22 protein-coding genes and 2 pseudogenes are annotated in these 26,706 nt (G+C 70.1%); 12 read left to right on the forward strand and 12 right to left on the reverse strand.

Features of this window, described 5'->3' with window-relative positions:
• Nucleotides 1–86: 86 nt before the first annotated feature.
• The 4 genes from CW359_RS18265 (at nt 87) to CW359_RS18280 (ending at nt 1,440) form a co-directional block, all read left to right on the forward strand.
• On the forward strand, nt 87–503 hold the full coding sequence (locus CW359_RS18265; RefSeq protein ID WP_232838444.1) for an AtzH-like domain-containing protein: 417 nt from the start codon (nt 87–89) through the stop codon (nt 501–503).
• 82 nt (nt 504–585) lie between these two features.
• Nucleotides 586–987, forward strand: a complete 402-nt coding sequence (locus CW359_RS18270; RefSeq protein WP_105971026.1) for a hypothetical protein — start codon at nt 586–588, stop codon at nt 985–987.
• Nucleotides 966–1,181, forward strand: coding sequence for a Scr1 family TA system antitoxin-like transcriptional regulator (locus CW359_RS18275; RefSeq protein WP_157968568.1), 216 nt, complete (start codon nt 966–968; stop codon nt 1,179–1,181). The genes CW359_RS18270 and CW359_RS18275 overlap by 22 nt, the downstream gene beginning before the upstream one ends.
• Nucleotides 1,182–1,230: 49 nt before the next feature.
• Nucleotides 1,231–1,440, forward strand: a complete 210-nt coding sequence (locus tag CW359_RS18280; protein ID WP_105971028.1) for a DUF397 domain-containing protein — start codon at nt 1,231–1,233, stop codon at nt 1,438–1,440.
• A 104-nt stretch (nt 1,441–1,544) separates the two neighbouring features.
• Here the strand turns inward: CW359_RS18280 and CW359_RS18285 are convergent, their stop codons facing one another.
• Together CW359_RS18285 and CW359_RS18290 are read right to left on the reverse strand one after the other, a co-directional pair.
• A complete protein-coding gene (locus CW359_RS18285; RefSeq protein ID WP_105971029.1) occupies nt 1,545–2,225 on the reverse strand; it encodes a class I SAM-dependent methyltransferase in 681 nt (226 codons plus the stop codon).
• A 135-nt stretch (nt 2,226–2,360) separates the two neighbouring features.
• Nucleotides 2,361–2,837 carry a glycine-rich domain-containing protein gene (locus CW359_RS18290; protein ID WP_408647491.1) on the reverse strand — a complete coding sequence of 159 codons (477 nt, stop codon included), beginning with the start codon at nt 2,835–2,837 and terminating at the stop codon, nt 2,361–2,363.
• A 192-nt stretch (nt 2,838–3,029) separates the two neighbouring features.
• Here CW359_RS18290 and CW359_RS18295 point away from each other — a divergent pair, with 192 nt between their 5' ends.
• The 3 genes from CW359_RS18295 (at nt 3,030) to CW359_RS18305 (ending at nt 5,749) form a co-directional block, all read left to right on the forward strand.
• Nucleotides 3,030–4,331 carry a helix-turn-helix transcriptional regulator gene (locus CW359_RS18295; RefSeq protein ID WP_105971030.1) on the forward strand — a complete coding sequence of 434 codons (1,302 nt, stop codon included), beginning with the start codon at nt 3,030–3,032 and terminating at the stop codon, nt 4,329–4,331.
• A 678-nt stretch (nt 4,332–5,009) separates the two neighbouring features.
• Entirely contained in the window at nt 5,010–5,363 is a 354-nt protein-coding gene (locus CW359_RS18300) for a hypothetical protein (protein ID WP_157968569.1), read from the forward strand.
• A gap of 209 nt (nt 5,364–5,572) precedes the next feature.
• Nucleotides 5,573–5,749, forward strand: a complete 177-nt coding sequence (locus CW359_RS18305; protein WP_198655269.1) for a hypothetical protein — start codon at nt 5,573–5,575, stop codon at nt 5,747–5,749.
• 140 nt (nt 5,750–5,889) lie between these two features.
• Here the strand turns inward: CW359_RS18305 and CW359_RS47580 are convergent, their stop codons facing one another.
• Both CW359_RS47580 and CW359_RS45870 read right to left on the reverse strand, forming a co-directional pair.
• Entirely contained in the window at nt 5,890–6,234 is a 345-nt protein-coding gene (locus tag CW359_RS47580) for a nucleoside 2-deoxyribosyltransferase domain-containing protein (protein WP_198655270.1), read from the reverse strand.
• Nucleotides 6,176–6,454, reverse strand: a complete 279-nt coding sequence (locus CW359_RS45870) for a hypothetical protein (protein ID WP_198655285.1) — start codon at nt 6,452–6,454, stop codon at nt 6,176–6,178. Before CW359_RS45870 ends, CW359_RS47580 begins: the two co-directional genes overlap by 59 nt.
• Nucleotides 6,455–8,045: 1,591 nt before the next feature.
• On the opposite strand from CW359_RS45870, the gene CW359_RS18325 reads away from it, so the two are divergent.
• Nucleotides 8,046–9,623 (forward strand): hypothetical protein, encoded by a 1,578-nt coding sequence (locus CW359_RS18325; protein WP_105971034.1) that lies wholly within the window; start codon nt 8,046–8,048, stop codon nt 9,621–9,623.
• On the opposite strand, the gene CW359_RS18330 is transcribed toward CW359_RS18325, so the two are convergent.
• The 4 genes and pseudogenes from CW359_RS18330 to CW359_RS47345 form a co-directional block, all read right to left on the reverse strand.
• A complete protein-coding gene (locus CW359_RS18330; RefSeq protein WP_105971035.1) occupies nt 9,606–12,413 on the reverse strand; it encodes a DUF5682 family protein in 2,808 nt (935 codons plus the stop codon). The two genes, CW359_RS18325 and CW359_RS18330, sit on opposite strands and share 18 nt — an antisense overlap.
• Nucleotides 12,410–13,534: an ATP-binding protein gene (locus tag CW359_RS18335; protein ID WP_105971036.1), complete on the reverse strand. Its 1,125-nt coding sequence runs from the start codon at nt 13,532–13,534 to the stop codon at nt 12,410–12,412. The genes CW359_RS18330 and CW359_RS18335 overlap by 4 nt, the downstream gene beginning before the upstream one ends.
• Before the next feature lie 66 nt (nt 13,535–13,600).
• A complete protein-coding gene (locus tag CW359_RS18340) occupies nt 13,601–15,031 on the reverse strand; it encodes a VWA domain-containing protein (RefSeq protein WP_232838445.1) in 1,431 nt (476 codons plus the stop codon).
• A gap of 1,427 nt (nt 15,032–16,458) precedes the next feature.
• Nucleotides 16,459–16,962, reverse strand: a pseudogene (locus CW359_RS47345) (hypothetical protein); the annotation flags it as partial.
• A gap of 201 nt (nt 16,963–17,163) precedes the next feature.
• On the opposite strand from CW359_RS47345, the gene CW359_RS46510 reads away from it, so the two are divergent.
• Both CW359_RS46510 and CW359_RS46515 read left to right on the forward strand, forming a co-directional pair.
• Nucleotides 17,164–17,373, forward strand: a complete 210-nt coding sequence (locus CW359_RS46510) for a hypothetical protein (protein WP_232838446.1) — start codon at nt 17,164–17,166, stop codon at nt 17,371–17,373.
• A 46-nt stretch (nt 17,374–17,419) separates the two neighbouring features.
• Entirely contained in the window at nt 17,420–17,602 is a 183-nt protein-coding gene (locus CW359_RS46515) for a hypothetical protein (RefSeq protein WP_232838447.1), read from the forward strand.
• 69 nt (nt 17,603–17,671) lie between these two features.
• Here CW359_RS46515 and CW359_RS47585 read toward each other — a convergent pair whose 3' ends face one another.
• From CW359_RS47585 to CW359_RS18375, 4 genes and pseudogenes are all read right to left on the reverse strand, one after another.
• On the reverse strand, nt 17,672–17,869 hold the full coding sequence (locus CW359_RS47585) for a hypothetical protein (protein WP_408647492.1): 198 nt from the start codon (nt 17,867–17,869) through the stop codon (nt 17,672–17,674).
• 694 nt (nt 17,870–18,563) lie between these two features.
• Nucleotides 18,564–20,615 (reverse strand): TolB-like translocation protein, encoded by a 2,052-nt coding sequence (locus tag CW359_RS18365; RefSeq protein WP_107503112.1) that lies wholly within the window; start codon nt 20,613–20,615, stop codon nt 18,564–18,566.
• A complete protein-coding gene (locus CW359_RS18370; RefSeq protein WP_232838448.1) occupies nt 20,615–21,670 on the reverse strand; it encodes a TolB family protein in 1,056 nt (351 codons plus the stop codon). Before CW359_RS18370 ends, CW359_RS18365 begins: the two co-directional genes overlap by 1 nt.
• A 549-nt stretch (nt 21,671–22,219) precedes the next feature.
• Nucleotides 22,220–22,381 (reverse strand): annotated as a pseudogene (locus CW359_RS18375) (branched chain amino acid aminotransferase); the annotation flags it as partial.
• 328 nt (nt 22,382–22,709) lie between these two features.
• Here CW359_RS18375 and CW359_RS47115 point away from each other — a divergent pair.
• Both CW359_RS47115 and CW359_RS18380 read left to right on the forward strand, forming a co-directional pair.
• Nucleotides 22,710–22,841, forward strand: coding sequence for a hypothetical protein (locus tag CW359_RS47115; protein ID WP_269805597.1), 132 nt, complete (start codon nt 22,710–22,712; stop codon nt 22,839–22,841).
• A 274-nt stretch (nt 22,842–23,115) separates the two neighbouring features.
• Complete coding sequence (locus CW359_RS18380; protein WP_105971041.1) at nt 23,116–26,475, forward strand: S8 family serine peptidase; 3,360 nt, start codon at nt 23,116–23,118, stop codon at nt 26,473–26,475.
• The last annotated feature ends 231 nt before the right edge of the window (nt 26,476–26,706 follow it).

Below are 26,706 nucleotides of genomic sequence, written 5' to 3' on the forward strand. Positions count from 1 at the left end.
CTCAGACAACCGACGACGATGAAGACGCCTCCCGTGCAGCCGGGTGACCGCCTGGCTCCACGGCCGCGCGAGGACGGATCGGCCCCATGACGAACGGAGAGCGGATGGATGTGGACCTGCCACAGACGGTCGCCGAAGTGACGGCGGCCTTCGCCGGCTACGAGAAAGCACTGGTCACCGACGACCACGAAGGCGTCACCCGGTACTTCTGGACCTCACCCGACACAGTCCGCTTCGGAATCGCCGACCGGCAGGCCGGCATCGAGGAAATCCGGAACTGGCGACGGCAACAACCGCCGCTTCCCCCGGGCAGAAAACTCTACGACACCAGAATCAGCACGTTCGGGACCGACTACGCCGTCGTCACCACCCTGTTCGCCTACCCCAGCGGCAACGCCGTCGGCCGCCAGACACAGTCGTGGACACGCTTCCCCACAGGCTGGCGCATTGTCAGCGCCCACGTGTCGGAGATACCGGACAAGACCCCCCAGCCCGGCGCGTGAACGGCCTTCGCGACCATACCCACGAGACAGACCGCCTCATGGAAGCTGCAACCACGGGTGGGTCCTCCCGAAAAGCTTCACAGTGATCAGTTCCCTGCCCCCGCTGGTGACCGAACCCTCGTACTCCTATGGCTCGGCATGGGGGCGGGGAGAACAACTGGCCCGGCAGCGGCACTGGGACAGCGGCGACCGCGAGGACTGGGACGCCCCCTATGCGCTGACCTGCACAGCCGACGAACTGGCCACCGAACACACCCGGGGCGTCGTACGAGCGGGCGTCAACCACCTCACCGTCCGCGCGATCAGCAGGCTCGACTGCACCCTCCTTGTCGCCGCCTTTCCGGATCTCACCCGCCTGTCGCTGTCCGGGAACCTGGGTACGCTCACCTCGGCGGCAGCCCTGAACCAGTTGCCGCAGTTGCAAGGGCTCACCATCACGGAGCTGTTTGGAATGTTCTCCGCATGGCCTCTCTGTCCAATGTGACGATCCAGGTGCTCCTGACGGACGCCCCGGTCAAGCGTCTCTGGAGCAACTTCATGATCCTGGACCTTGGCAGAGACCGCCCTACCACCGTGCAGGTCGGCAGCGGCCTGGGGAGCGCCGTCTCCATGTCCGACAGGCCTGCCGCCGTTGCCCGGTTCACCCGTTGGTTCAACACCATGATCGCCTCGGCGTAACCGCCCGAGGAAACCCCGGATTCGTTGAGACACTGAAGCGAGAGAAGACATGATCCATAAGCACGCCGTCTCCACCGACCTCGCCCCCGAGGGAGCCTGGTTCAAGTCCTCCTGCAGCTCCGGTGAGGGGGGCGCTTGCGTCGAGATCGCTGCCTTGACCGGACAGGTCGGCGTCCGTGACTCGAAGGTCGAGGCGGGCCCGGCCTTCCTCGTCTCCAGCAAGGCGTTCAACGTGTTCATCGGCGGCATCATGGCCTGATCTGCTGTCGGCAATACCAAGCGGTGGTCCTCCTCTAGGCAGTAGAGGAGGACCACCGCGTTGTGTGAGGCGTCAGAAGCCCCTCGGTACGTGCGGGTGCGACTCTAGGCTGTCCCTCGTCGTACGGCACGGAACACGCTTGTGGCGATGGGCGGTTCGTGTGTGCTGCCCGGGTCATGGATGGCGTCGGTGTGGTCGATGTCGAAGCCGTGCTGGTCGCAGAGCTTGTGCCATACCGGGGTGTCGAGGACCCACCGCAGCATCGTGACCGGCGACCCGTCCGGCCGGCGGGTGGAGATCTTGGCGGGTCGGGGTTCGGTTTCTGGAGGTCTGCCGTTGCGGTAGTGCGCGAGGGTCGAGAAGGCGAGGAGTCCGCCGGGTCGCAGTCCCCCGGCGATGGCCGGCAGCAGCGTGTGGGGGTCGGTGAAGTCGAGTGCGCCGAACACGCAGTACGCGACATCGAACGCGCTGGGGTGCCTGTTCAGGTAGGTGGCCGCGTCGTCGTGCACCAGGTCCAGGCGGGAGATGTTCCCGAAGCGGTCACGACCACGGGCGTGCTGGGCGGGGTCACGGTCGACGGCGACCACGCGGGCGGGCCAGTGGGAGTGGGCGAGGTACGCGGCCTGTCTTGCCGAACCGGCGCCGAGTTCGACCACGGCCCGGTCGGTGAGGTCGCCGAGGAGTTCCGCGCCGGGCTCCGCGCGCTGGTACCAGTCCCAGTGGAAGCGGTCAACGATGCCGCCGGGATGGTCTGCGGCGGGTGTTGAGGATGGGGAGAGTGTCACGGGCCCATCCTGGTGGGCTGTCCGTGATCGCCGAGGCTGTCTCCCTTGATTCACCCGGGACTGTGTCGGTCGGCCTGTCGCTGTCCGGCAGGGTCGGGCCCGCTCGCGTGAGGGCGGGCCCGACCGGGTCGAGGGTCAGTGGCTGTCACTGCCAGGGTGGCAGGGACCGCAGTCGGCCGCGTCCGCGGTCCACAGCGGCAGGTCGACCTCGAAGCCGTACGCCGCGATCTCGTGGGCGGTACGCATGACCGACCCGTCGGCCTTCATGTCCACGAGCGGGATGTGGTGCAGAAAGGCGCCGCCGTTGAACCGGTCACACAGCTCGGCGTACGCGACGGTGTCGAGGATGACCGTGTGGACGCCGATGTCGACGATGTGACCGGGGGTCAGTCCCAGCCCCTTGCCACGACTGGCCATGGCGGTCAGTAGGTAGGCGTACGCCTGGCCGAGCACACGGGTCGCCATGACCTCGTCGTAGGGGTAGTCGCGCATCAACAGGGCGACCTGCTTGTCCCACAGCTCCGGCGTGACGAAGGAGCGCGGGTCCTTGAACGGAGACGACTCCGGCCGGGCGGTCGGTGCAGGAGCGGGGGTTTCCAGGGCGGTAACCATGTCGGTTGTCCTCCTTCTGCGGGCCCCACGGGGTCGAGGGGCCCTATGGGAAGGGCACCACCCCGCGCAGCACCGTGGTGGTCAACTCTCAGGCTGAGCAAGGGGTTTGCAGACCGTGCACACGCCCTCGACGGCCCCAGCGCACCCCCTTTACGGTGGTAGGCCCCGTCTTCGTGGCGTGTGGAGGGCAGCATGCCCAGCGATCCGTTATGGACGTCAGTGCAGGCCCGCGCGCTCATCCAGCAACGGGCGCCCGGAAGGCTCGTCCGCATGGGCCGCGTCCGGCACGGCTGGCGTCAGGCCGACCTCGGGATCCGGCTGGGATGCTCGGCCGCCACCGTGTCCCGGCTGGAAACCCGGAGCCGGGTCACCGACCTCGAACTGCTCCGGCACGCGGCCCGTACGGTGGGGATGCCATCACACGTCCTGACGGAAGCACTCGGCATTACCGGCAACGGGGTCCTCACCACCACTAAAGTGGCGCCGGACACTCAGTGTGACGCCGAGGAGGACCCCATGCGCCGCCGCACTCTGCTCGCAGCAGCCGGGGCAGCAGTCCCCACGCACCTCCTTCTCGGAGTCGACGACGCCCTCGCCGGAACGCCCGACCCCAGCGGGAGGACAGTTCCTTTCGACGCCCAACTCGCGCATGTCCGCGCGCTGTTCGACAGCGGTCGGCACGCCGAGTTGGCCGGGAAGCTACCGGGGCTGCTCGGTGACGGCCATCTCGCCGCCCGGTCGCGCACAGAACTGGACTACGCGAGGCTCTCCGCCTCCTACACCCTGGCCTCCCAGCTCCTCGGAAAGCTCGGCCGCTACCAGCAGGCCCGACTGACCGCCGACCGGGCCAGCACATACGCGGACCTTTCCGGGTCCGCGCTCGTCGCCGCGGCAGCCGCCCGCGAGCTGGCAATCGTCCTGCGCCACCAGGACCAGCCCACGGCCGCCCAACGCCTGATGCTCAAAGCCGCCGCAGACGTGGAGTCCACCGGGCTCACGACATCGGCGCAGGCCGCCGCGTACGCACAGATGTTGTGCACCACCTCGTACACGGCCGCGGTCGCCGGAGACCGGCACCAAGCCCTCGCGATGATCCAGGAAGCACACCGTGCCGGGCGCCGACTCCCGCAGCAGGCACCAAGGGGGCGCCTGTTCCCGCTGACCGGCGCGGCCGTCGACCTGTACGCGGTAGGCGTCCACTGGGCCCTCGGAGACGCGGGCGCGGCACTCGAAGCCGGCCGCAACCTGCGCCCCGAGCAGTTCACGACCGCCGAGCGCAGAAGCCGCATGCACACCGACCTCGCGCGCGCCTGGTGGCAGCTGGGCAAGCCCGAACAGACCGCGACCGAACTGCTGGCCGCCGTCCGGGTCAGCCCTGGCGAAGTCCGGGACCGGTCCTCGATCAGACAGATCGTCACGGACCTCACCGCCCGACACCCGCGCACAGCCGGTGTACGGGAACTGGGCGCGGTGGTGTCGGGCAGGCCGGGGTGACGGTAAGCGAGGACCGCTGCATGATCACAGTTCGCGCGATTCCTTCCGGCTGAAGTTCACGAGCACCTCCATGAGGAACGCGAAGTTCCTCCGCCACGCCGGGGCTGCCGCAACTTACCGAGCCGCCCGATATCAAGAGACGGGGCGGGTGGTCAAAGATGAGCGCAGACCATCCCTGGGGCGACGCCGACAGACGTCCTTGAGAGGCTGACGCGGCCCGCACGCTTCAAGGCCGGGCGACCCACCACGGACGCCACCACCTCCGGATCTCCTCAAGATCAGTCCCGCGCGGACGAAGACGCCGATTTGGGAATTATTAGTTAGCTCCGGCGGAACCCCTTCCTAATGGAGAGGGCTCCTGATCTGCGGTGATTGTGCCCGATGCGCGGAGCGGCGCGCCATCACTCTCGGGATCAGGTGGTGTACGTCACATCGGCGTGGATCTTGTTGGTGACCTGCGGCAACGACTCGCGCGGGAGTGGGGCTATCAGGATTACTTCAAGACACTCCCACCATGGAAGCGTTCGGCCGGGCCGTCAACGCGGTCACCGCGCCGCGCTTGTGGTGGGCACATCGGCGTGCCGCACGCGTGACCTGACGCAGGAGTTCGTCGGGGCTGAGGCGTGTGAGCGGGCGGTTGACCGCTGCGTGTCAGTGGCGCTCGATAGCCTTTGCAGTATGGGAACTTACGACGACAAGTCACGTGACTACGACCGTCGCGCCGGCCAGGCGCTGGTCGCCTTCTACAACCTGGCCAAGGCTGGTGGCGGGCATAGCGGGGAAGCGGTAGCGCCTGCGTACCGCGACCTGCTCGATGCGGCTGAGTCCACGTTCCGAGCGGGTGTCGAGGCGGGTGACCTGGAAAAGGCCAAGGCTGGCTGGGACGAGCTCGTTGACGTGACTGCGCACATCGCGCACGCCAACGCCCGAGTTGGGACGGTGCTGCTAGCGACGGCGGTGAATCGTCTAAAGGAGACCCCGGAGGAGATCGTCGCCCAGGTCATGGTGGAAGTGGAGAAGCACAGTTCCTGACCCCCGAGGCGACAGAACCCGTCAGCCACGACTGTGGATCTGCCCTCGTGGCATGTCTAATCGCCTCATCCCCGGCAACTGAGTTGCTGGTGTGGTCGGGTAACCGGATCACACCGGGGACGAGGCGTTTACGTGGGGCTGGAGCTACAGCTCGATGTCGAGCCGTTCCACGTCGGTGAACTCCACGCCCAGCCCGCTACGACCAGGCCGTGCGCGACGGCGACCTGGCCCGGCTCACCGGGATCTATCCAGGCAAAAACGGCGGCTGGGAGCGGATCTGCGTCCTGCCCGACGATCAGGAGACCTCGATGGAGGAACCGCACTGGGGCCGCAACAGCGAGGATCAGCCGACCGCATGGGTGGGCAGCGCACCCGCCGACTGGTGAGTGCACCGGATCGTGCCGCCGCCCCGTGCTGAGTGGGCGGCGCTGTGACGCTGGCAAGACCCTGGGCGTGCTGTGCGGCCCGGGGTCTTTCGCTGACACAGGGTCAGCGACACCGTCCCAGGGGCTGCTCCCCCTTCGGGCTATGTGGCGTCCGGGAGGGGTTCTGTGAGGCGGTCCAGCCGCGTGTAGAGGGCCTGTACGAGGCGGGCGCGGTTCTGGGCGCAGCGTTCGGTGCCCTCCAGCAGTGTGGACAGGCGTCCGCCGACTTCGCGGAGGAGGACTTCGGCGTGGGCCCCCAGTGCGTACAGGGCGATGGGCTGGACGGCTTCGGCGCAGAACGAGAAGAGGATCACGTCGGCGATGCGGAGGTGCTCGTACTCCCAGGCGGTCTGTTCCCGTGCCGCTTCCACCTGGCCAGCTGGGAAGTCATCGCGGCGCGGGTTGATGACGACGGCCGGGGAGCCGATCGCGTCCAGCTGGAGCACTGCCCGCCGCTGCCAGTTCGGACAACCCGTGATTCCGCCGCCCGAAGACCGACGAGGCGTCGCCGTCGTAGCACGCGGGGGCCTCGATGTAGCGCAGCGTCCGGGGCGGCAGCAGCGGGAAGCCGTCGACGGCGATCGCGTCCAGCAGCTCCCGTACGAGCACGCGGGTACCCGCGTGCGAAGTCCTCGTCGCACCACAGACCGTCCAGCCGGTCCTCATCCACATCGCCGTCGTACCGCCGGGAACACTCGCCCGTGCAATCTGCGCGGTCAGAGACGGGACTTGCTCACCGGCAAAGTCAAATTTAGGGACTCCACATATCCAAGTACAGCTCAGACCCCTCAAGCTGAGGTGGCACCGCGAACTCGTGGCCGCGTTTCAGTGCGCGATCAACTTTCTCGTCATACGTCCACCACGGGATCTCAGGCCGTGGGGCGTCACCGTAAGGCAGGAGCCCCATCTCTCTGGCCATCTTCAGCAAGTCATAAGCCGTTGCAGCCCCTACCATGAGTAGTTTCTCGGCCTCACGGATACCGTCGGCGACCGGAAGGCCAGCGGACTGTGCTGCCTGTACCGAACGGGCGACGATTTCAATGCGAGGCAAGAAGTAGTTGTGCCATCGAGGGTGCATCCTCTTCTTGAGGTCCTCCCGGAGCTTCAACGCTTGGTACGCAAACGGGTAGCGTTTCCGTTCCTTCTTGAGCTGTCGGGCGTAGTGTTCGGGAACGGGCCCAGCAGGACCAGGGCTTCCAACCGTCTGGCTTCCATCTCCACGTTCCGTCGTTCCTGATTGCGACGAGGTGCGGCACCATGGCGAGCGCGCGGGTAAGCGGTTCCATGAGATCAGCGAGCGCCCTGGGATGGTCCGCAGCGCACGGCACGCCGAGCAGCGGCATCCCGTTCGTTGCCACGAAGGTCCCGTTCTCCACCTCGAAGGCAGTGCACGCATCGATCTCCGAGTCGTACGCCGGGGAGAGGTTCAACCGGAACCGCCGAGGAAAGAATGCGCCGGCGACAGGGACGAGATTGTCCCGGCACCACACCCCCTCCTCTCCGTCATGGAAGGTGGCACTGACAAAGAGCCCTGACCAGAGGCCCTCCAGATAGTCGGGCTGATTCCTCAGAGAGACATCCATGGCGGCAACCTACTGAGGTCTGGGACCGTGAGGTTGGGAATCGAGCCGGATGGCTCTTGATCGCTGCCCGTTGCAGGGCTCTGGACGGGCGTGCACCGAGGAGGAAGACGTTGAGCGATGTTCAACCCCTGGCCCCGACTCGTCAGGTGGTCAGGTCTCCCAGTGCGCGAGAAGCGGTGATGCTGACGCTCGGCTGCGAGCTGTTCGGGGCGGCTGGCACCATGGGCTTCATGACCACGGTCAGCAGATGGCCTGCCTGGCCGACCTTGGCGACCCTCTCAGGGGTAGCGGGTACCGCGTGCCTCACCATCTGGTTGCAGTTCCGGAAGGAACGCTTGCATCAGGTCGAGCATTAGCAGCGTCAATCCGCGCATCGCGGGGCCTGGAAGTGTTCTGAACATTGGGACACGACTGCCTCATCACGGGCCCCACAATGGTGACGATGCGGACACCGGATCACGGCGACGGACGGCTCGGACACCTTCCGCATCAAGATCTGGAAGACGTCCGGCGGACAGGTAAGTCCAGGACAGCAGTGCCGCAACGATGGTCCTCGGCATCGTCACGGTCGGCGTCCGACACCGGTAGGGCAGCAGTGAGCGGTTAGGGTCATGAGCCCCCTGCTCTGTGTGGCAGGGGGCCTGTCCCGTGGTCTTTCCTTGGGGGTTCGAGGCGTGCCGACACCTGACGACATCTGGCAGGACGCCGACCTGCCCACCCGACGGCTCGCCGGGCTGGCGCTGAATCCCGCCGCTCCGCTGGAGGTCCTGCTGCACCTGCTGGCCCAGGCCCCGCTCGCCGTACGGATGGTGCTGTGCCGGGACCGGGTCCTGTCGGCGGCGGTCGTCGACGCCGTGATCGCGCACCCCGACCATCGCACCCGCAGCTTCTTCGCCCGCAACCCCCATGTCGATCCGGCCCAGCGGGCAAGGCTCCTGGACGATCCGCACTGGTTCGTCCGCGCCCACCTCGCCCAGGGCCCCGGGCTGGACTACGACGGGCCGCCCCTGCCCGACGACGCCATCGTGCACATGCTCAACAGCTACGAGCAGGAACACCTCGGCGGTTCCTTCTTCCGGCAGTTCTCGCCCGGGCTGCGCCGGTGCATGCACACGCATCCGGATCCGAAGGTCCGCGCCTGGGGCGTCGGCATGGAGTGGACGTGGCTGCCCGCCGAGACACAGGCCGCGCTGCTGACGGACCCCGACGACGAGGTCCGGTCGAGAGCCCAGCGGCATCTGCGCGGCGAGGATCCGGTGTGGGTCGAGAGCGTCCTGCCCGACAGACCGTGTCACGGCCGCACCGACATTCTGATGCACCGCGCCCTCAGCAGGGCGGTCGTGGACGCGGTCCTCACCGCGCCGGCCGGCCCGCAGGACCGGTCGATGATCGCCGGGAACCCGACCCTGCCGCCCGACGTGGTGAGGCTCCTGGCCGCCGATCCGGACCCGGAGATCCGTGCGGAGATCGCCGGCCGCACCGACCTCGGGCCCACCGAGCGCCGCATCCTCGCCGCCGACCCCGTGCCGGAGGTGCGCAGGGCGGTCGCTCGTCACCCGGACCTCGGCCCTGCCCAGCGGCAGGCCCTCGCCACGGATCCCGATCCGGGCGTGCGGCTGGCGGTTTCCGTGCACCCCGCGTGGAGCGAGGAGGAACGGGCCGCAATCGACTACGCGGTCCCCTTGGACGGGCTCTTCCTGTTCCGTCCCGAGCCGTTGACGCCCCCGGACCCCGAGGTCGTCCGCCGGGACGCACTGTCCGGTCACCCGCTGCTGCGCCGAGACGCCGCGCGGGTGCACACGCTGCCGGCCGACCTGGTGGCCCGGCTTGCCGTCGACGACGACCTGGGCGTGCGCGTCCTGCTGGCCCAGAACCACCCGGACGCCCCGGCGGCCCTGCTCCTGCGCAGCTTCGTCGAGTACACCGGCCATCAGCGCGACCGCCTCCTCACCCGCCCGGACTTCCCCACCGACGGACTGGCCGTCCACGCCGACGACGAGGATCCCGCCGTCCGGGCGCTGGCCGCCCGCGACCCCAAGGTCCCGCCGGCCGCCGTGGAGCGGCTCACCCGGGACCCCGACCCCGCCGTCCGGGCCGCGTTCGCACGCCACCCGAACCTTCCGCAGTCCCGGCTGGCGGAGCTTCTCGACGACGAGGAGCTGGTCCACCACGCGGCCGCCAACCCGGCGTTGCCCGCACCGGCGATCCGCGCTCTGGTGAGCGCCTGCGCCGGGTCAGCCGACGGCGAGTAGCACTTCCAGCGCCGTCGCGGTCTCCGGGTGGCGGGCGAGCAGGGCCGCTCCGGCGGGCGTGGCTTCGGCGGTCCCCCATGTCCCTTCGCAGCCCAGCAGGTCCGCGAGCGCATCGCAGGTCGCGGGGTGGGCGGACAGGAGCGCCAGGCCGGTCCCGGTGCTCGCTGCTGACTCCAGGTGCACGTGCGGCGGTTCCTGCGGGAGTCGCCAGGGCGGCACCCAGCTGTCCAGCTCCGCCAGCCGGGCGGGGAAGACACGGCCGGCCTCGCGGATCAGCAGCGGGGCCAACTCGCTGCCGCCCGCCCGCAGGCCGGTGATCAGCGTCGGGAGCCAGGGCAGCAGCACCGGGTCCGGGAGCCGGGCGAACGCGTTGGACACTGCCTCGACGACGAAGTCGGCCAGACCCGGCACCGGTTCCAGGGCGTGCACGAACCCGCTGAGGTAGCGGGGGTAGGCGGGGACGACCAGCGGGTTGCCGAGCAGTTCGGCGCAGCGTGCCCGCAGCGCCGTCCTCGACAGCGTGCCCAGGTGGGTCTGCGCCGCCCACAGCAGTGCGGTGCGGGAGGGCTCGGTGGGGTGGGACTGGGCGAGGGCGAGTTCGAGCTGGGTGCGGTCGCAGCCGAGGGACAGGGCCAGGCTCTCCATGCCGAACAGGAAGCCCAGCATGGCCGCGACCTGACGGACGGTGGTGTCGTCGTCGGTGAACGCCGTCGGCAGCAGCGTGCAGTAGTGCGCGTAGCCGGCCTTGACGAAAGACTCGATCCAGGGCGGCAGCACCGGTTCGGCGGTGCGGTAGTAGGCCAGCAGCCGGCGCACCCGCCGCAGCACCTCCGGCGCGCCGTCGACGCTGCGTTCGCCCGCCAGCACCTCCAGGGCACGGGTGCCGAGCTCGTCGGCGAGCCGGCTGCTGCGCAGATGCAGGATGGCGTCCTCGACCGCCTCCAGGACCTGGGCCGCCGTGGCCTGCGGGGCGTACGCGGCGCGCCGCAGCCGCTGCTCCATGACCTGCTCGATGCTGACGCCCTCGTAGCCGAGCTCGATGAGGGCGCGCTGGTGAGTGCCCAGGGCCAGGTCCCAGGACTCCTGGATGGGGCGCTCGCCGAGCCGCCGTTCGCCCATGATGGGCCGGGCGGCGCCGTCGGGCAGCAGACGGCGCAGCATCCACAGCAGGTCGGAGCAGTGCTCCAGTTCCGGCCGCGAGGCGATGTCCAGGAGGGCCCGCTGCACTCCGCGCTGCTGGAGCTTCAGGTTCAGCGGGGCGAGCCGGTCGTGCACGTCACGGGCCAGCGGCGGCAGCGCGTCGTACCCGACCTGGCCGACGCGGTCGCCGCCCATCATGATCTCGACCAGTCGGCCGACGTCCCGCCGGCCCGGGACGGCGTCCTTCTCGATGCAGGTGACGGCCGCGTCCTGGAAGTCGTACGGCGTCGGCTTGGCGCGCTCACGCATCCCGGCCAGCAGGATCGACGTCTCGAAGACGGCGATGGCGTCGGCGGTGGAGGCGAGATAGCCGTTGCGGCGGGCCGCGCGCACGATCTCCACCGACCAGCCGAGCAGTTCGGCCTCGTCGAGGGGGTCGAGCGCGGGCGGGCGCCGGAGGAAGCCGGTGAGCCGGTCAGCGGGCGGGGCGGCCTGGGCCGGCGCGGGGAGGGCCTTCCTCACCGTGGGCTTCTTCGTGCTCTTCTTCGTGCCCGCCTGGCCCTCCAGGCGGAACGGGCGGACGCCGGTGCGCTTGACGTTCTTCGCCCATTGTGTCGCGGCGATGGACACCGAGCCCGCGGCGAGGCCGAACTGCGCCTCGATCGCCGCGTGGCTGGAAGGGATCAGACCGTGCCGCCACTTGGTGGGGCTCGGCGGGCTGATGGTGAAGGTGTCGCTGCCGTGCACGCCGAACTCCTCGACCCGGCTGGCCGCGTGGAAGGCGCCGCAGACGTAGAGACAGTCGGCGGGGTCGGCGCCGGTGGCGGCGAGGTGCTCGCGCATCCGCGTCCACATGTACCGCTCGCGGTCCTCGTCGACCCGGACCTTCCCGGGGTCGCCGGGGGCGAGGCGCCGGAAGAGGCTGCCGATGAGCAGCATCACCTGGCGGTAGGTGTCGTGGTCGCTGTCGCCGAGGGGCAGTTCGACGTACTGGTGCCACCACTCCGACCAGTGCCGGACCCGGCCGTGGCGCAGGAGGTGCTCCTCCAGTTCGGCGAAGCGCGGGCGCAGGTCGCCGATCTCCACGCCGACGGCGTCGCCGTGCAGGGCGGCCTGCTGCGGCGTCTCGGGAGCTTCGGGGTCGGTGTCCGCAGCTGCGTCTGGTTCGGTGAGGTGCTCGGTCTCCCACTGGAAGACGTGGTCCGAGGAGCGGTCGACGAGAACCAGTTCGACGCCCGGGGTGTCGAGTGCGTAGGCGATGGCCTGGTATTCGGCGGAGGCCTCGGTGACCGGGGCGACCACGGAGAGCGGCGCCCAGTCGAGGGGGAAGCCCTCGATCTCGCTCGCGAAGGCCTGGACCGCCACCGGGAGGCGGCAGTTGCGCAGCTCCGTGAGCAGCGGCGCCATGTCCTCGCACAGCTCCAGGTAGACCACCTTCGGCTGCTTCTCACGCAGCCGGCGGGACATGGCGCTCGCCGAGGCCGGTGAGTGGTGGCAGACCGGGAAGATCTCCAGCGGTTCGCGCACCGCGCGTTCGACGTCGTCGACGATGCCCCGCAGGATGCCCTCCAGGGCTCCGGGACCGTCGGCGAACTCCGTCGCCGCCTCGTGTAGTTGACCGCGCAGCGCCTCGAAGGGGCCGCCGCTCATGACAGGGTCGCGATCGCGTCGCGGCCGCCCTGGAGGAACTCCGGCCAGGAGCCGCCCTCTTCCTTGCTGCGCGGCTCGACCACGCCGTGCAGGTACTTGTTGAGGATGGCGAGGTCCTCGGGCTCGCGCCGGGCCAAGGACCCGACGAGCGAGGCGGCGAGGGCATGCGCAGTGAGGGCGCGCTCGCCGAAGAAGTTGCTGTGCAGGATGGCGTCCTCCAGGACCCCGATCTGCTCGGCCGTGGACAGGGCGGACTCCAGCTTCTCGTCGTCGCTGCCGGCGGCAGCCGAGGAGGCCCGCAGATCGGCGAAGCTCTGCAGCAGCACGTCCAGCAGGGTCGGCGGGACGTCCAGCTCGATCTGGTGGCGGCGCAGCAGTTCCTCGGTGCGGAAGCGCACGATCTCCGCCTCGCTCTTCTTGTTCGTCACCACCGGGATGCGGACGAAGTTGAAGCGGCGCTTGAGCGCGGAGGAGAGGTCGTTGACGCCCCGATCGCGGCTGTTGGCGGTGGCGATGACCGAGAATCCGGGCTTGGCGAACACGATGTTGTCGCTGTCCTGGTCGCTGCCCAGCTCCGGGACCGAGATGTACTTCTCGGACAGGATCGAGATCAGCGCGTCCTGCACGTCGCTGGTGGAGCGGGTGAGCTCCTCGAAGCGGCCGATCGAGCCGGCCTCCATGGCCGTCATGATCGGCGAGGGGATCATCGACTCCCTCGACTGGCCCTTGGCGATGACCATCGACACGTTCCACGAGTACTTGATGTGGTCCTCGGTGGTGCCCGCCGTGCCCTGCACCACCAGGGTGGAGTTGCGGGAGATCGCGGCCGACAGCAGCTCGGCCAGCCAGCTCTTGCCGGTGCCGGGGTCGCCGATGAGCAGCAGGCCGCGGTCGGAGGCGAGGGTGACGATCGAGCGCTCGACGAAGCTGCGGTCGCCGAACCACTTCTGGGAGATCTCCCGGTCGAGGCCGTCGGCGCGCTCGGAGCCCAGGATGAACAGCCGGACCATCTTCGGGGACAGCCGCCAGGAGAACGGCTTGGGGCCGTCGTCGACGGACTCCAGCCAGTCGAGTTCCTCGGCGTACTTGAACTCGGCGGGGGCGCGCAGCAGGTCGGACATGGAGAGGCCTTTCTCGAAAGTTCGTGAGGCGGGAGAAGTCCCAGGAATCTCAGGAGTCCCAGGAACTCAGGTGAGGAACGTCTTGAGTTCGTGGACGAGCTTGCGGATGTGGCCGGAGATCACCGGAGTGCCCTGGTCCTTGAAACGCTCGCGGAACCACGGGTTGACGCTGCCGCGCCCGGAGCTGGTCACCGAACCGACGGGGATGAACTTGACCCCCGAGCGGTGCAGGGCGGCCATGCTGTCGAACAGGGGCTGGCTCTGCCACTCGTAGAAGTCGGAGATCCAGACCACGACGGTGTTGCGGGCCTCGGCGACCTTGGGCTGGGCCAGGGCCATCGCGACCGTCCCGTCGGTGCCGCCGCCGAGCTGGGTGCGCAGCAGGCTCTCGAAGGGGTCGTGCACCCACGGGGTGAGGTCGAGCGCCCGCGTGTCATAGGCGATGAGGTGGACGTCCACCTTCGGCAGGCCGGCGAAGATCGAGGCCAGGATGGTGCAGTTGACCATGGAGTCGACCATCGAGCCCGACTGGTCCACCACCACGATGAGCCGCTGCGGCGTCGTCTTGCGGGCGGTGTGCCGGTAGTAGAGGCGGTCGACGTAGAGGCGTTCCTCTTCGGGGCTGTAGTTGGTGAGGTTCTTCCAGATGGTGCGGTCGAGGTCGAGGTTGCGGAACACGCGCTTGGGCGGGACCGAGCGGTCGATCGCGCCGACCGAGGACTTCTCCACCTGAGTGCGCAGCACCTCGGCGACCTCGTCGACGAAGCGCCGGATCAGCGCCTTCGCGTTGGCCAGGGCGACGCCGGAGAGGTTGTTCTTGTCGCGCAGCAGCTGCTCGATGAGCGACATGCTCGGGGTGAGCCGCGCGGCGAGCTGCGGGTCGGCGAGCACCTCGCGCAGATGCATGCGCCGGACGAGGTCGGCTTCGAGGGCGCCGAGTTCGGGGCCGATCGCAGGGATCAGGTTGCTCAGGTCGGGCGTCCGGCCGCCGCCTCCGGAGCCGGTCGGGCTGACGCCGGGGCCTCCCGGCACACGGCCGCCGCGCAGCTCGCCCGGTGCGCAGCCGAGCGCACGCTCCAGCCAGCCGGCGTCGCTCTGCCAACGGGACAGCTGTCCGGCGCCGACGGCCCCGGAGCCGGTGGCGAAGACGTTCAGCAGCACCTTGGACACCAGGGCCGCGCGCCGGACTTCGGCAGCCCGGTCGCGAGTGTCTCGGTCAGCCGCATCCTCGGTGGCGGTCTCGGGGACCATCAACCCGTCGAACTCCGCCGCCAGTTCCGGGTGGCGCTGCACGATCGAGTCGACGGAGGCCTGCGGGTCCAGCAGCGCGGGCGGCAGACCGATGTCCTCGACGACGGCGAGGCTCGCGGCCTCCAGGCCGGCCTGCTCCTCGGGGTCGAAGAGACGGGCGAGCAGCCGCCAGTAGAGGACCTGCCGACGGTTGTCGTCGGGAGCCGCGTCCAGCACGTCGGCCGCGTATTCCATGTCGTCGCTCATTTCCGCAGCAGCCTTCCCGCCCGTTCCCGCAGGACGGTCACGGCGTCGGTGGCGGCCTTCTCGGCCCGGGCGCCGGCCTTGTCGGTGGTGCCGCCGGCCCACGCGCCCGCGTGGAGGGCGACGGCCTTCCTTCGGACGGTGGTCTCGACGGCGAGGGGCTGGAGCCGGAACCCGCCGCCGTCCCAGCGGAGCAGGGCGATGCACGCGCCGGAGGCGGCGACGGCCTCGGGGGTCAGAGGGCTCGCGGTCGGAATGCGGTCGGTGTCGACGGGGAGGGCCTGGCCGGCGACGGTGAAGGTGAGGGTGTCGCCGTCCTGGCTCCTGCCGTAGCCCTCCAGGAACACCGGCTCGGCGATGCGCGCCGGGTGGCGGTCCAAGGGCGCGGTGGACAGGGCGGTGGCGGTCGGCAGGACGACCCGCGCGGTCGCGAGGGCGTCTGCGGGATCGCCTTGGCGGGCCCGGGCGTCGTCCCACAGGAGATCGCCCTCGCCGGTGAGGGGCATCGCGTCGAGGTCCATCGCCCGGCCTTCGCCGAGGGCCGTGAGCAGCGACAGATGCGGACGCAGCAACTGCCAGACGCCCGCCTCGACGACGGTGTCCGGCTTCGGCACCGAGACGCTCGCGCGGACCAGCCGGGGCGTGGTGCCGTCGGCGGGTTCGAACACCGCGTGGACCTGGGCCTGCGCGGCGGTGACGTGTTCGTGCAGGTCCACGCCGAGCGGCAACAGCCGGCCGGTGACGGCCTCGACCGCGGGCACCTCGGCGGCTCCGGGCCGGGTCAGCAGCAGGGCACGCGCCCACAGATCGCCCCAGCGGCGCGCCGGGATCCGGTCCAGGGCCGCGCCGGGGCAGGAGGCGGCGAGTTCGGCGGCGAAACCGTCGAGCAGTGTGGCCAGGCGGCGCAGCCCTGGGTCGGGCAGCATCGCGGAGACGATCGGTGCGGCCCCGCCGACCAGTTCGTGGTCGATACCCTGCCAGCCGGTGCGCGCGAGGTCCGACAGCCAACTGCGGGCCGCGGTGAGCAGGTTGGCCTCGGGCCGCGCGCCGACGGCCGTCGGCCCTCGCTCCTCCCGCGTACGGCCGGTCAGCTCGTCGGCGCCCAGCGTCAGCGCGTCGTGCACGGCGCCGAACAGGGCGGTGCGGGCGGCGGCCAGGGCGACAAAGTGCTCCTCGCTCGCGGCTCCGGCCGCAGCCTTCTCGGCCGCTTCGGCGACCCGGGTGGCGAGCGGGGTGCCGGCGACGGCGCGGGCGAGTTCGGTGAGGTCCTGCACCCGGTCGGGGCGGGGGCGCAGCAGGCCTGCCACGAGGGTCCGGTCGAAGGCGTCGGCCGCCACCAGCGCTTCGTCCAGCCCCGCCACCGGCGCGGTGAGCCGGCCGGCTTCCTCCTCCCCGGCCGGATCGGACTCGTCGGCGAATGTGGCCGTGGCAGCCGCCGCCCTGGTCGGCGGGAACCATTGCAGTTCCGGCAACGGGGCGGTGACCGGGGCGAGTTCCAGGTAGGCCAGGTGGCGCAGGAACCGGCTGAAGACGGACGCCGCGGCGGCCTTGCCGTCCGCCTGCGGGGGCCGGGCGCCGGTCATCGCGGCGGTGAGAGCGGCGGCGTCCGTCTGCGCGGCCCCGGGCTCGACGCGCAGATAGCGGGCGACGCGGTCGGCGCCGTACTGGAGGACGGCCTCGGTGACCAGTGCGCGGATGTGGTTGCAGAACGAGCCCCGCGCGCCGCCGCAGGGGCGGTTGTTGTTCGTGCTGCACGCGAAGGCGTAGGTGCTGGCGGCGACCGACGAGACGTACACCCGCTCGATGTCCGAGCCGCTGGAGACCACTCCCTGGAGGCGTCCGTCGGCCAGTTCGACGAAGGGGACCTTGGCGAGCTTGCGCGGCCTCGCGGGCGGCACCACCCGGGCCGTACTCGACTTCTCCCAGTCCGACACGCACCATCTCCTTTACGGCACAAGGCTTTGCGCACGCCGAATCGGCGCAGCCCAGGGGGGATGTCGCGACCGATCGGCGCGACACTGACGAACTTACCGGCGACCACTGACAACGCCTTTTCCGACCACTGAGCAGCGCCGCCAACCGACGCGCACTCCCCGGCTCTTCCAGAATTCAAATGATCATGCTCGGGGGCGGGGTTGAGCGGGGAGCAGGCGGCGTTCGGGGCGCTGCTGCGGGAGTTGCGGCTGTCCGCGTCGCAGACCATCGAAGGTCTGGCGGAGGCGTCGGGCGTGCACGGGGCATCGGGGATCTCGAGCGGGGACGGCGGGCGGCTCCGCAGCGGCGGACCGTCGCCGCGCTCGCGGACGGACTGGGCCTGGACGAGGCACTGCGGCAGCGGCTGCTGACCGCGGCCCGGGCCGGGTGCACCGGGGCTACAGCCCGGTGGGCGTTATGCCGCTTCCGCGGGGCGTCGACGACTTCGTGCTCCGGGAACGGGAGTTGGCCCGCTCGGCAGCGCTCGCGGCGCACGAGGTCATCGCCAGACCTGGTGGTCCCCAGGCCATGGTCGGGCCTGTGGTCGGGTGCGCGAGCGTTCCCGCCCCTCATGCCGGCGGCACGCCCGGTCCGTTCTGAGCCGGGTACGCCGTCATCTCAGGGTGCAGGGGCGGGTGGCGTGCTCAGCCGTCCGCGTGGTGGGTGGATTCAGCGGCGGGCATCGCCGTGGTCGCGGTCACGGTCACGGCTCCTGGACTCGTCGTCGATGAAGCGGCCGTGGTCGTTGCGCGGGGTGGCGGTGTCGTGGTCGTTGTTCCACACGTAGCTGCGGCGGTCCTGGTAGAGGTCGGTGCGGGTGTCGCGGCCCTCACCGGTGTGGATACGGGCCGTGGCACGGCCGGCCACACGGTGTGGCCGGAGGCTTCCTCCAGCGTCCAGCCGTGGAGGTTGACCGTGTTACGGGTGGTGGTGACATCCACCCGCTCCTTGTTCAACGACCGGTTGGAACGGTCATCACATCCGGGCCGTCCTCACCCTGCCCCACCGCCGTGTCAACGTCCTGGGCCCTCCTCCGCGACGGACGGACCCACGAACTCGTGCCACCCCACAACAGCGCGGGAAGTGGTGTGCATGCGGACGCGATGGGAGGCGACGGCAACCGTGCGGGTGCGTTACGGGGCCGTTGACCTCAGCCAGGTGGTGCTGACCGCCCCTGCGTCGGTCAGCACCCACCCCACCCCTTCACCCACAACGGCACGGCCATGAGTCAGGACCTGTCGGCCGGCTCAAGCCCGCAACCGGGCGTCTCGGTGCAGGGTGTGGATGCTGCGCACCCGGTACCGACTGACGCCAACCTGACCGACTGCCTGTTCTCTGGGGCCTCCCCCCTCGACCAGATCCGTCTGGAAGGCCGTACCACCGTTACCGGGGCCCCTACTGGCTGGTCCCGCAGCGGTGTGCGGGTCGTACGCTTCAGCTGTCGGCGGGCAATCGCCGAGGAACACCACTGGCGTGCGCGCGAGCGCGAAGACTCGGCTGGTGTTGTGCATGGTGGTCCCCCGTTGTGGTGCTGCCTGTTGTTCGTGGTGGTTGTCGCCTGCTACCGCACTGTCCGCAGGAAGATGTCCGTCACCCCGTTCGTGTCCCCTTCCACCAGATCGGGTGAGGCCGACTCGAACGCGACGACCGTGCCGTCGGCGTTGACCGAGGGGTGCCCGGCCGGGAGGTCGTTGCGGCCGCCCCAGCGATCGACGCTGACCAACTGCCTCTTCCCCGTGGCGATTTCGAGCAGGTACACGGAACTGCCCGAGGTGTACGCGAACTCTGTGCCGTGCCCTGAGATCGAGGGCTCTGTGCCCCTGACCCGGGCCGTGGTGGTGCCGGTGTCGAGGTCCCGGACGTAGACGTACCGGCCCTGCTGGAAGGCGATCGTGCGGCCGATCGCGTTGAGGGACGGGGCCGAGGCGCCGTCCGCGACCTTCGACAGGTCGCCGGTGTCCAGGTCACGGACGTAGACGTCGTCGCCCTGCTCGAAGGCGATGTACCGGCCGTCGTAGTCGATGGACGGGTTGCCCGCCGGACCGCCCGAGGGCGCGCTGACCACGTCCGTGGTGCCGCCGTCGAACTTGAAGCGGTAGACGCGGGGTTGCGGGTCCGGGTCGGCGTCGGTGGCGGGCAGGGTCGCCGCGTAGGTGATCCACTGGCAGGTGGGGCTGATCCGGGACTGCCCCATCCAGGTGAAGCGGGCGCTCTGGTAGGAGTCCAGGGTGGTGACCTTGCCGACGGAGCGGTTGCGGATGTGGATCTCCGGGGCGCCGTCGGCGGCGGACGGGATCACATAGCTCACCATGCGTCCGCTGTAGCAGGGGGTGCCCTCCGACGACGGCTTCTCCGCGTCGGAGTTGACCTGGACGACGCGGACAGCCGCGTTGATGAAGACGTCTTCCTCCGAGGTGAAGGTGACGACCTTGTTCTCCCCCATCACCGGGTCGTGCGACGCCCCGGCCGGTCCGCCGAGCCGTTCGGTGACGGACGGCATCGGGGCCGGGTTCTTCCCGAGGCCCCCCGAGAAGGCGAACACGTCCGACTGCCGGTTGGTGTCGCCCGACACCAGGTGGGACTCCGTCGAACTGAACGCCACCACACGTCCCTTGGCGGCCAGCGAGTCGCCCATCACCGTGGCGGTCCACGAGAGGGCGGCCCCTCGCAGCCCCGTCCGCAGGTCACGCACCCGCACGCCGTCGGTGCCCGTGACGACGGCGTACCGGCCGTCCGCCGTGGCCGAGGAGGCGGTTCCGTCGGCCACCCGTCGCGATGTGCCCGTGCTCAGGTCGTGGACGTACACCCCGGTGTTGGCGTTGAGGAGGACCCGGCGGCCGTCCGCCGTGATCCGGATCAGATGGGCGACACCGAGGTCCGCGTCGACGTGGATGCGCCGGCCCGTCGCCCGGTCCTTGACGAAGACGTCGTTCGGGTCGTCGCCCCCGACGTCCCCCTGGACCGAGTAGGCGACCCGATTGCCGTCACCGCTCACCGAGGCCTTGTTCTTGTCGCCCTCCTCGGCGGTCGAGATCAGCTCCTCGGTGCCGGTCTCCGTGTCCCGGACGTACAGCAGCCGCGCGGTCTGCCCTCCGTTGCGGCCGCCGACGGTGTACGCGACGTGCGTGCCGTCGGGGCTGATCGACTGGGCGCGGCCCAACTCGGCCGATCCGGGCGGGTCTTCGGGCCACAGCCGCTCCGAACGGCCGGTGGCGCTGTCGTACAGGTAAGGAGCCTGGAAGCGGGTGCCGGCGGAGAAGGCGACACGGCTCCCGTCGGCGCTGGACAGCGGCGCGTCGTAGGTGTGGCCGCTACCGAGGTCGATCCTGGTCAGGCCGCCGTCGGTCAGGTCCTTCAGGAACAGGCACGGCGAGAGGCGCTCGCAGCCGAGGCTCGGCGCGGTGGACGTGAACGCGACCTGGCGGCCGTCGGCGCTGATCGAGGCCCCGCTCGACGGTCCGTCGGCCTGACCGCCGTCGGCGGCCGTGCTCACCCGCACGGTACGGGGCTCGTCGGGCCCCTGGTGACCCCGGTCCTGTGCGGCGGCCCCCGGCGTCCAGGCGAGCGCGATCGCGACTGCCGTGCCGAGCACGGCTCTTGAGGCGCGGAACATCAGCGTGACCTCCACTGGAAGACGTCGTACAGACCGTTGGTGTCATCGGGAACGACGTCCGCGTCCTCCGTGGAGTAGACGACGGAGCGGCCGTGGGCGGAGACCGAGCCCGCGGTGGCGCTGCCGTGTCCGACGGGGATCTCGCGTCCGCCGCGCAGGCCGCGCAGGGTCAGGTTCGCGTCCGCGTCCCGCGTCAACAGCCGCTGCCCGTCCGGGCTGACGGCCAGGACGCGGACGCCGGGGAAGTGCCGGACGCGGCCCGTGCGCAGGTCCCGTACATAGGAGCCGTCGGCCGAATCCATCGCCAGGACACGGCCGTTGGCGCTCAGCTGGACCACGGTCGAGGGCGTGCCGTCGTCGGCCTCGGTCTGCGCGCCGGTGACTCGGTCGGCGACCCACACGTCACCGGTGCCGTTGTCCTGGTAGGCGACCCGGCGGCCGTCGCCGCTGATCGACGGTCTGTCCATGTCCCGGTTGGAGTCCTGCGGGCCCGCGCTGACGGTCTCACGGGTGCCGGTCAGACGGTCGTAGAGGTCGATGCGGGTCGGGAAATCAGGGTGCCCGAGCCACCGGTAGGCGATGTGGCGACCGTCCTCGCTGATGGTCGGCGAGGACGCGGTGTCCCGGCCGTCGGGGGCCCCGACCCGGATTCTCGTGCCCGTGCTCAGGTCGGACAGAAAGACGTTGATGTTGCGGCTGCCCCAGTCGGTGTACGTGGCCCAGCGTCCGTCGGCGCTGAGCCGGGGCGTGCTCAGCGCCCGCTCGATCTTGGTGACCTCGCCGGTTGTCAGGTCACGGATGTAGGAGTAGGTGCCCGGGCGGCTGACCCCCTCGGGCACGAGGTTGGTGGCCGACGAACGGAACGCGATGTAGCGTCCGTTCGGCGTGGTGACGGCCGCACTGGAGGCGCCGTCACCCTGGGTGCCGTCGGCGGCGGTGCTGACCCGCTCCGTCCGGGGCGCGTGCTGCGCGGCACCGGCGGTCGTTCCGGTGAACGCGAGCAGCAGCGCCGTCGATAAGGAGATGCCGGACACGGTCACAGCTCTGCCGGACATGGCTGAAGCCTTGGACATGTTCCCCCTTGTGTTCCCCGTTGACGCATGACCCCCGGCCCCGCGCCGAGGGCTCCCTTCGAGGCAAACGCACCAACTACCACAGGGTCAATCGGCCTTGTTGCGTACAACCCGGACGGAAGGTCGCGCGTCCGCGAGGAGAGGCTCGTCCAGGACGCCCGTACGTGGCCGAGAATCGTCCGCAACCCGTCCCCCACCCGGGGTACGCGGGCATCTCGTCGAGCCGTCGGACCGGCTCGGCCAGTCGGCTTCCGGGCTGTCGTCGGCGGGGACCGGTACCCAGCAGGCCCCGGTGGTGTCGTAGCGCGGGGTTGCGCCGCCGAATCCGGTCAGATCCAGGTCGCGCAGGACGTCGAACGCGGAGTCGTCCAGCGCCCGGTCGAGGAGGATCCGTACGGCAGCCTGGCCGGTTCGGGCGGCAGCATGGACGGGAGGGAACGGAAAGGAATACGCAGAGCGGGCCCGCCCGGAACTCGTCCGGACGGGCCCTGGAAGGGCTGCGGGCCGAGTGGCCCGCGGGGCTCAGCCCAGTCAGGGCATCCAGCCGTGCTTGTCGTCCCGGACGCCCCGCCGGATGCCGAGCAGGGCATCACGGAGGTTCAGGGTGACCTCGCCGGGGGTGCCGTAGCCGTGGGTCCAGGCGTCCGTCCTGGTCTTGACGTGGCCGATCGGGGTGACCACCGCGGCGGTGCCTCAGGCGAAGACCTCGGCAGTCTTCACCGGCCGCGGCACTACAACCGCCGACTCCAACGCGCCTTCTGCATCTCCGCCTTGTTCAGCAACGGATACTGCTATGAGTCCCGCCGGTTACGAACGCAAGCGAGCCGAAGGCAGGCGTGACATCCAGGCCGCCCTCGTCTCCACCCGCTGGAAAGCAGGTGGAGCGAGTGAAGCCGGGATCGCCGCTGACCCGCCCCCGGGCTTGGGGCTCTTTTGAACGCACCCGGAAGTCCGTCCGCCGCAGCCTTTCGACACTGCGGCCCGCATCGTCGTCTCCACGGCACTCGATCGCTGGTCCGCGGTGGATGAAAGTCTCGCCCGTCTTCTGGCCACCCCATCAGTCCGCTGGGACGAACTGGCCGACCTGACCGACACCCTGGAAGAACTGCTCCGTACCACCAGCATCGACCACACCCGCCTCGCCCCCGTCTGACGGCACTCGACGCCGCGCGTGATTCCCTCCACGCCCACTACGCATAGGACGCCTTGGCCAAAACCCAGCGACAAGAACACGATCGAACCCGTGGCTCGAAGGGCCTGCGATGGGGAGGATCCGCCGCTGGGAGCTGCGACGGCTGGTGGTGGGGCAACGCGACCCCGGACAGGGAGGCCTTGTACGGAGGTACCGCAATGGGGATCATGAGGCCGCCGCCCGCGAAGGCAGCACCTGAATACTGCTCAACTCATATGGCTACAAAGGAGTTTGCATGAGGTTATGGATGCGCTCGGGGGCCGTGGCGGTTGCCGCCGCGCTGGCCCTGGGCATGGCGCCCGGGATCAGACCCGGCCTGTCGGCCGCGGCGGAGACCGCACCGACGAGAGGTACGGCGCACAGTGGCGGCCGCACCGTCACCCTGATCACCGGGGACACGGTGACGACCGACGGTGCGGGGCGGGTCACCGGGGTCCGGGCGGGTGAGGGACGCGAGGACATCGCGATCTCGGTCCACCGCTACCAGGACCGCAGCTACGTGATCCCCGGGGACGCGGTGCGGCCGCTGGCCGAGGGCACCGTGGACCGGCGGCTGTTCGACGTGACGGAGCTGCTCGCCTCTGACAACGGCGACACACAGCGGAACTCGACGCCGCTGATCGTGACCTACCGTACGGCCGGTGAGGCATCGGCGAAACGGGAACTCGCCGCCGCCGACGTGGACGTCGAGCGGAACCTGCCGGTGATCAACGGCCAGGCGTTCGAGGTGTCCGGGTCCGACGCCTCGCAGGTGTGGAACGCGCTCACGGACGCCGGAACGGGCGCCAGGGCGGGTGCCACCCGGATCGCCTCCGGCATCGAAAAGGTGTGGCTGGACGCCGCCCGGACGGCGAGCCTGGACCAGAGCGTGCCGCAGATCGGCGCGCCCACAGCATGGGCCTCCGGCTACGACGGCAAGGGCGTCACCATCGCCGTACTCGACACAGGCGTGGACCAGACCCACCCGGATCTGGCCGGCCAGGAGATCGCCGAGAAGAACTTCGGCTCCTCGCCGGACAACGTGGACCGGGTCGGCCACGGCACCCATGTCGCCTCCATCGCGGCCGGTTCCGGCGCCAAGTCCGGCGGCCGTTACAAGGGTGTCGCCCCCGGCGCGAAGATCCTCGACGCCAAGGTCCTGGGCGACAGCGGATCGGGCTCCGAGTCGGACATCATCGCCGGCATGCAGTGGGCCGTCGACCAGCATGCCAACGTTGTCAACCTCTCCCTGGGCGGCACCGACACCGCGGGCATCGACCCGCTGGAAGAGGCCGTCAACGCCCTTTCCGCCAAGACCGGAACACTGTTCGTGGTAGCCGCCGGGAACGAGGGGCCCCTCGCCGGCACCATCGGCTCTCCCGGCAGCGCGGCCGCCGCGCTCACCGTCGGCGCGGTGGACAAGCAGGACCGGATCGCCACCTTCTCCAGCGTGGGCCCCGCCCAGGACGGCTCCCTGAAGCCCAACCTCACCGCGCCGGGCCGGTTCATCGTCGCGGCCAAGGCGGCCGAGGGCACGATAGGCGCCCCCGTCGGCGACGGATACGTCTCCCTCAACGGCACCTCGATGGCCACCCCGCATGTCGCGGGCGCCGCGGCCGTCCTCGCCCAGCGGCACCCCGACTGGACCGGGCAGCAGCTCAAGCAGGCCCTCGTCTCCTCCACGAAGCCGACAGTCGGCCTGACCGCGCAGCAGCAGGGCACCGGGCGGGTGGACATCGCGAAAGCCGTCGGACAGACGGTGAGCAGTGAGGCGTCGTCCGTCGGCTTCGGTGCACAGCAGTGGCCGCACACCGACGACACTCCGCTGACCAAGAAGATCACGTACCGCAACACCGGCACCTCGGCGGTCACCCTCCGCCTGGCCGTCCAGGCGACCGACGCCGACGGAAAGCCCGCTCCCCGAGGGCTGTTCACCGTTTCGCCGAAGCGCGTCACCGTGCCCGCGGGCGGCACCGCCTCCGTGGACGTGACCGCCGACACCCGCACCGTTCCGGCGGGAGGCGACTACTCGGGCGCTCTGGTCGCCACCGGCGGCAGCCAGAGCGTACGCACCGCCCTGGCGGCCGACGCCGAGGTGGAGTCGTACGACCTGACGTTGAACGTCCTCGACGGCAACGGCGATCCGGCCTTCTTCCCGTTCATCATCCTCTACGGCCTGGACAGCCCGGCCCTGCTGTGGAACCTGGGGGGCACCGAAGGCATCGCGCGGTTCCGCGCGCCGAAGGGGGCGTACAACGTCTTCGCCCTTGTCACCACCTGGAGTGGTGCGGACGCGGGGACTGCGGAACTGGTGCAGCCGCGGCTGTCGCTGACCGCGGACACCCGCACGGTCCTGGACGCCCGTGAGGCCAAGCCGGTCTCGCTCACCCCACCGGACCCTGACGCCACGTCCAACGGCGCCTACGCCTCGTACATCATGCGTGCGGCCGGGTCGGGCCTCGCCGTGGGCATTCTGACCGGCAGTGACTTCTCACGGCTCAGGACCGCCCGGTCCGGCGCCTCGGCATCACCCGCCGACGGTTTCGAGGCCCAGGTCGGCGCCACCTTCAGCAAGGGCACCGACACCGCGTACGACCTGCTGTACACCAGATCCGGCTCGTTCTTCGACGGCTTCTCGCACACGACGAGTACGAGCGAACTCGCGCGCGCGGACATCAGCGCGGGCTCTCCCGCGGCGGGCAAGACAGGCAGTGTCGGGGCCGCCTGGTACTCGCCGTTCGACGAGGGCTACAGCGTCGCCGCCGCTGACTTCGCCCTCCCGGGGCGTCAGCGGCACTACGTCACCGTGCCCAAGAACTACACCTGGGGCTTCGACTTCGTACAGAAGGGCGCGGACGACGGCCACGAGACGTTCCAGAGCAGCGCGGGCCGGACGTACCGGGCCGGACGGAGCTACTCGGAGACCTTCAACACCGGAGTGTTCGGGCCCAGCCTGGCCGAAGGACCGGGTGGCGGAGGCGTGTCGCGTACCGGTGACGACCTGAAGATATGTCTGCCGCAGTTCGCCGACGGCTCCGGCCATGTCGGCGACTCCGTGACGGGGACGGCCAAGGTCACCCTCACCTCGGGTGGCGTCCCTTACTTGTACCGCACATCGAGCGCACTGGAGAGGAAGTACCTGCGCTGTCGGCCCGTCACCACGCTCCCCGCGGCCCGGCAGTCCTACCGCCTCACCTCGGAGTTCTCCCGGCCTGCCGAGGTCTCCGGGGTCAGCACCCGGGTCAGCGCCTCCTGGACGTTCGTCTCCGGTCGTGTGTCCGGCACGCGTGAAACCGTACTGCCGCTGTCCTCGGTCCGATTCGCCCCCGAACTGACGTCAGCCAGCACGGCGAAGGCGGGCACCCGTCTGACGGTGCCGCTCGTCGTCGAGGGCGCGGCGGCCACGCGGGGAGTGAAGGCGCTTGACGTCGAGGTCTCGTACGACGCGGGTGCCACCTGGCGGAAGACGGACGTCCGTTCCTCCGGGAGCACGCGCCAGGTGACGCTGACCCACCCCGCGGACGCCGGGTCCGTCTCCTTCCGAGCCCGTCTGACGGACACGGGCGGGAACGCACACATAGTGACGATCACCGACGCGTACCGCCTGACACGCTAGGCCGTGTTCCAGGTTCGGATTCCTGTGCGCGTCCTGCACTGTGATGATCAAGATGTGGGGCGAGGGGATCTTTCTGATGAGCAGTGGTCGGTGCTGGAGTCGTGCTGCCTGCGGTGGGCATAAGTCGCAGGTGGCCTGGCTGTCGGCGGCTGGTGGACGGTGTATGGCCGGGCACGCCGGCATGCTGCCGGTGCCCGCGACGCTCCACCAGGTCGGCGCCCGCCTGCGAGA

The organism is Streptomyces geranii, assembly GCF_002954775.1.
GTDB lineage: Bacteria > Actinomycetota > Actinomycetes > Streptomycetales > Streptomycetaceae > Streptomyces > Streptomyces geranii.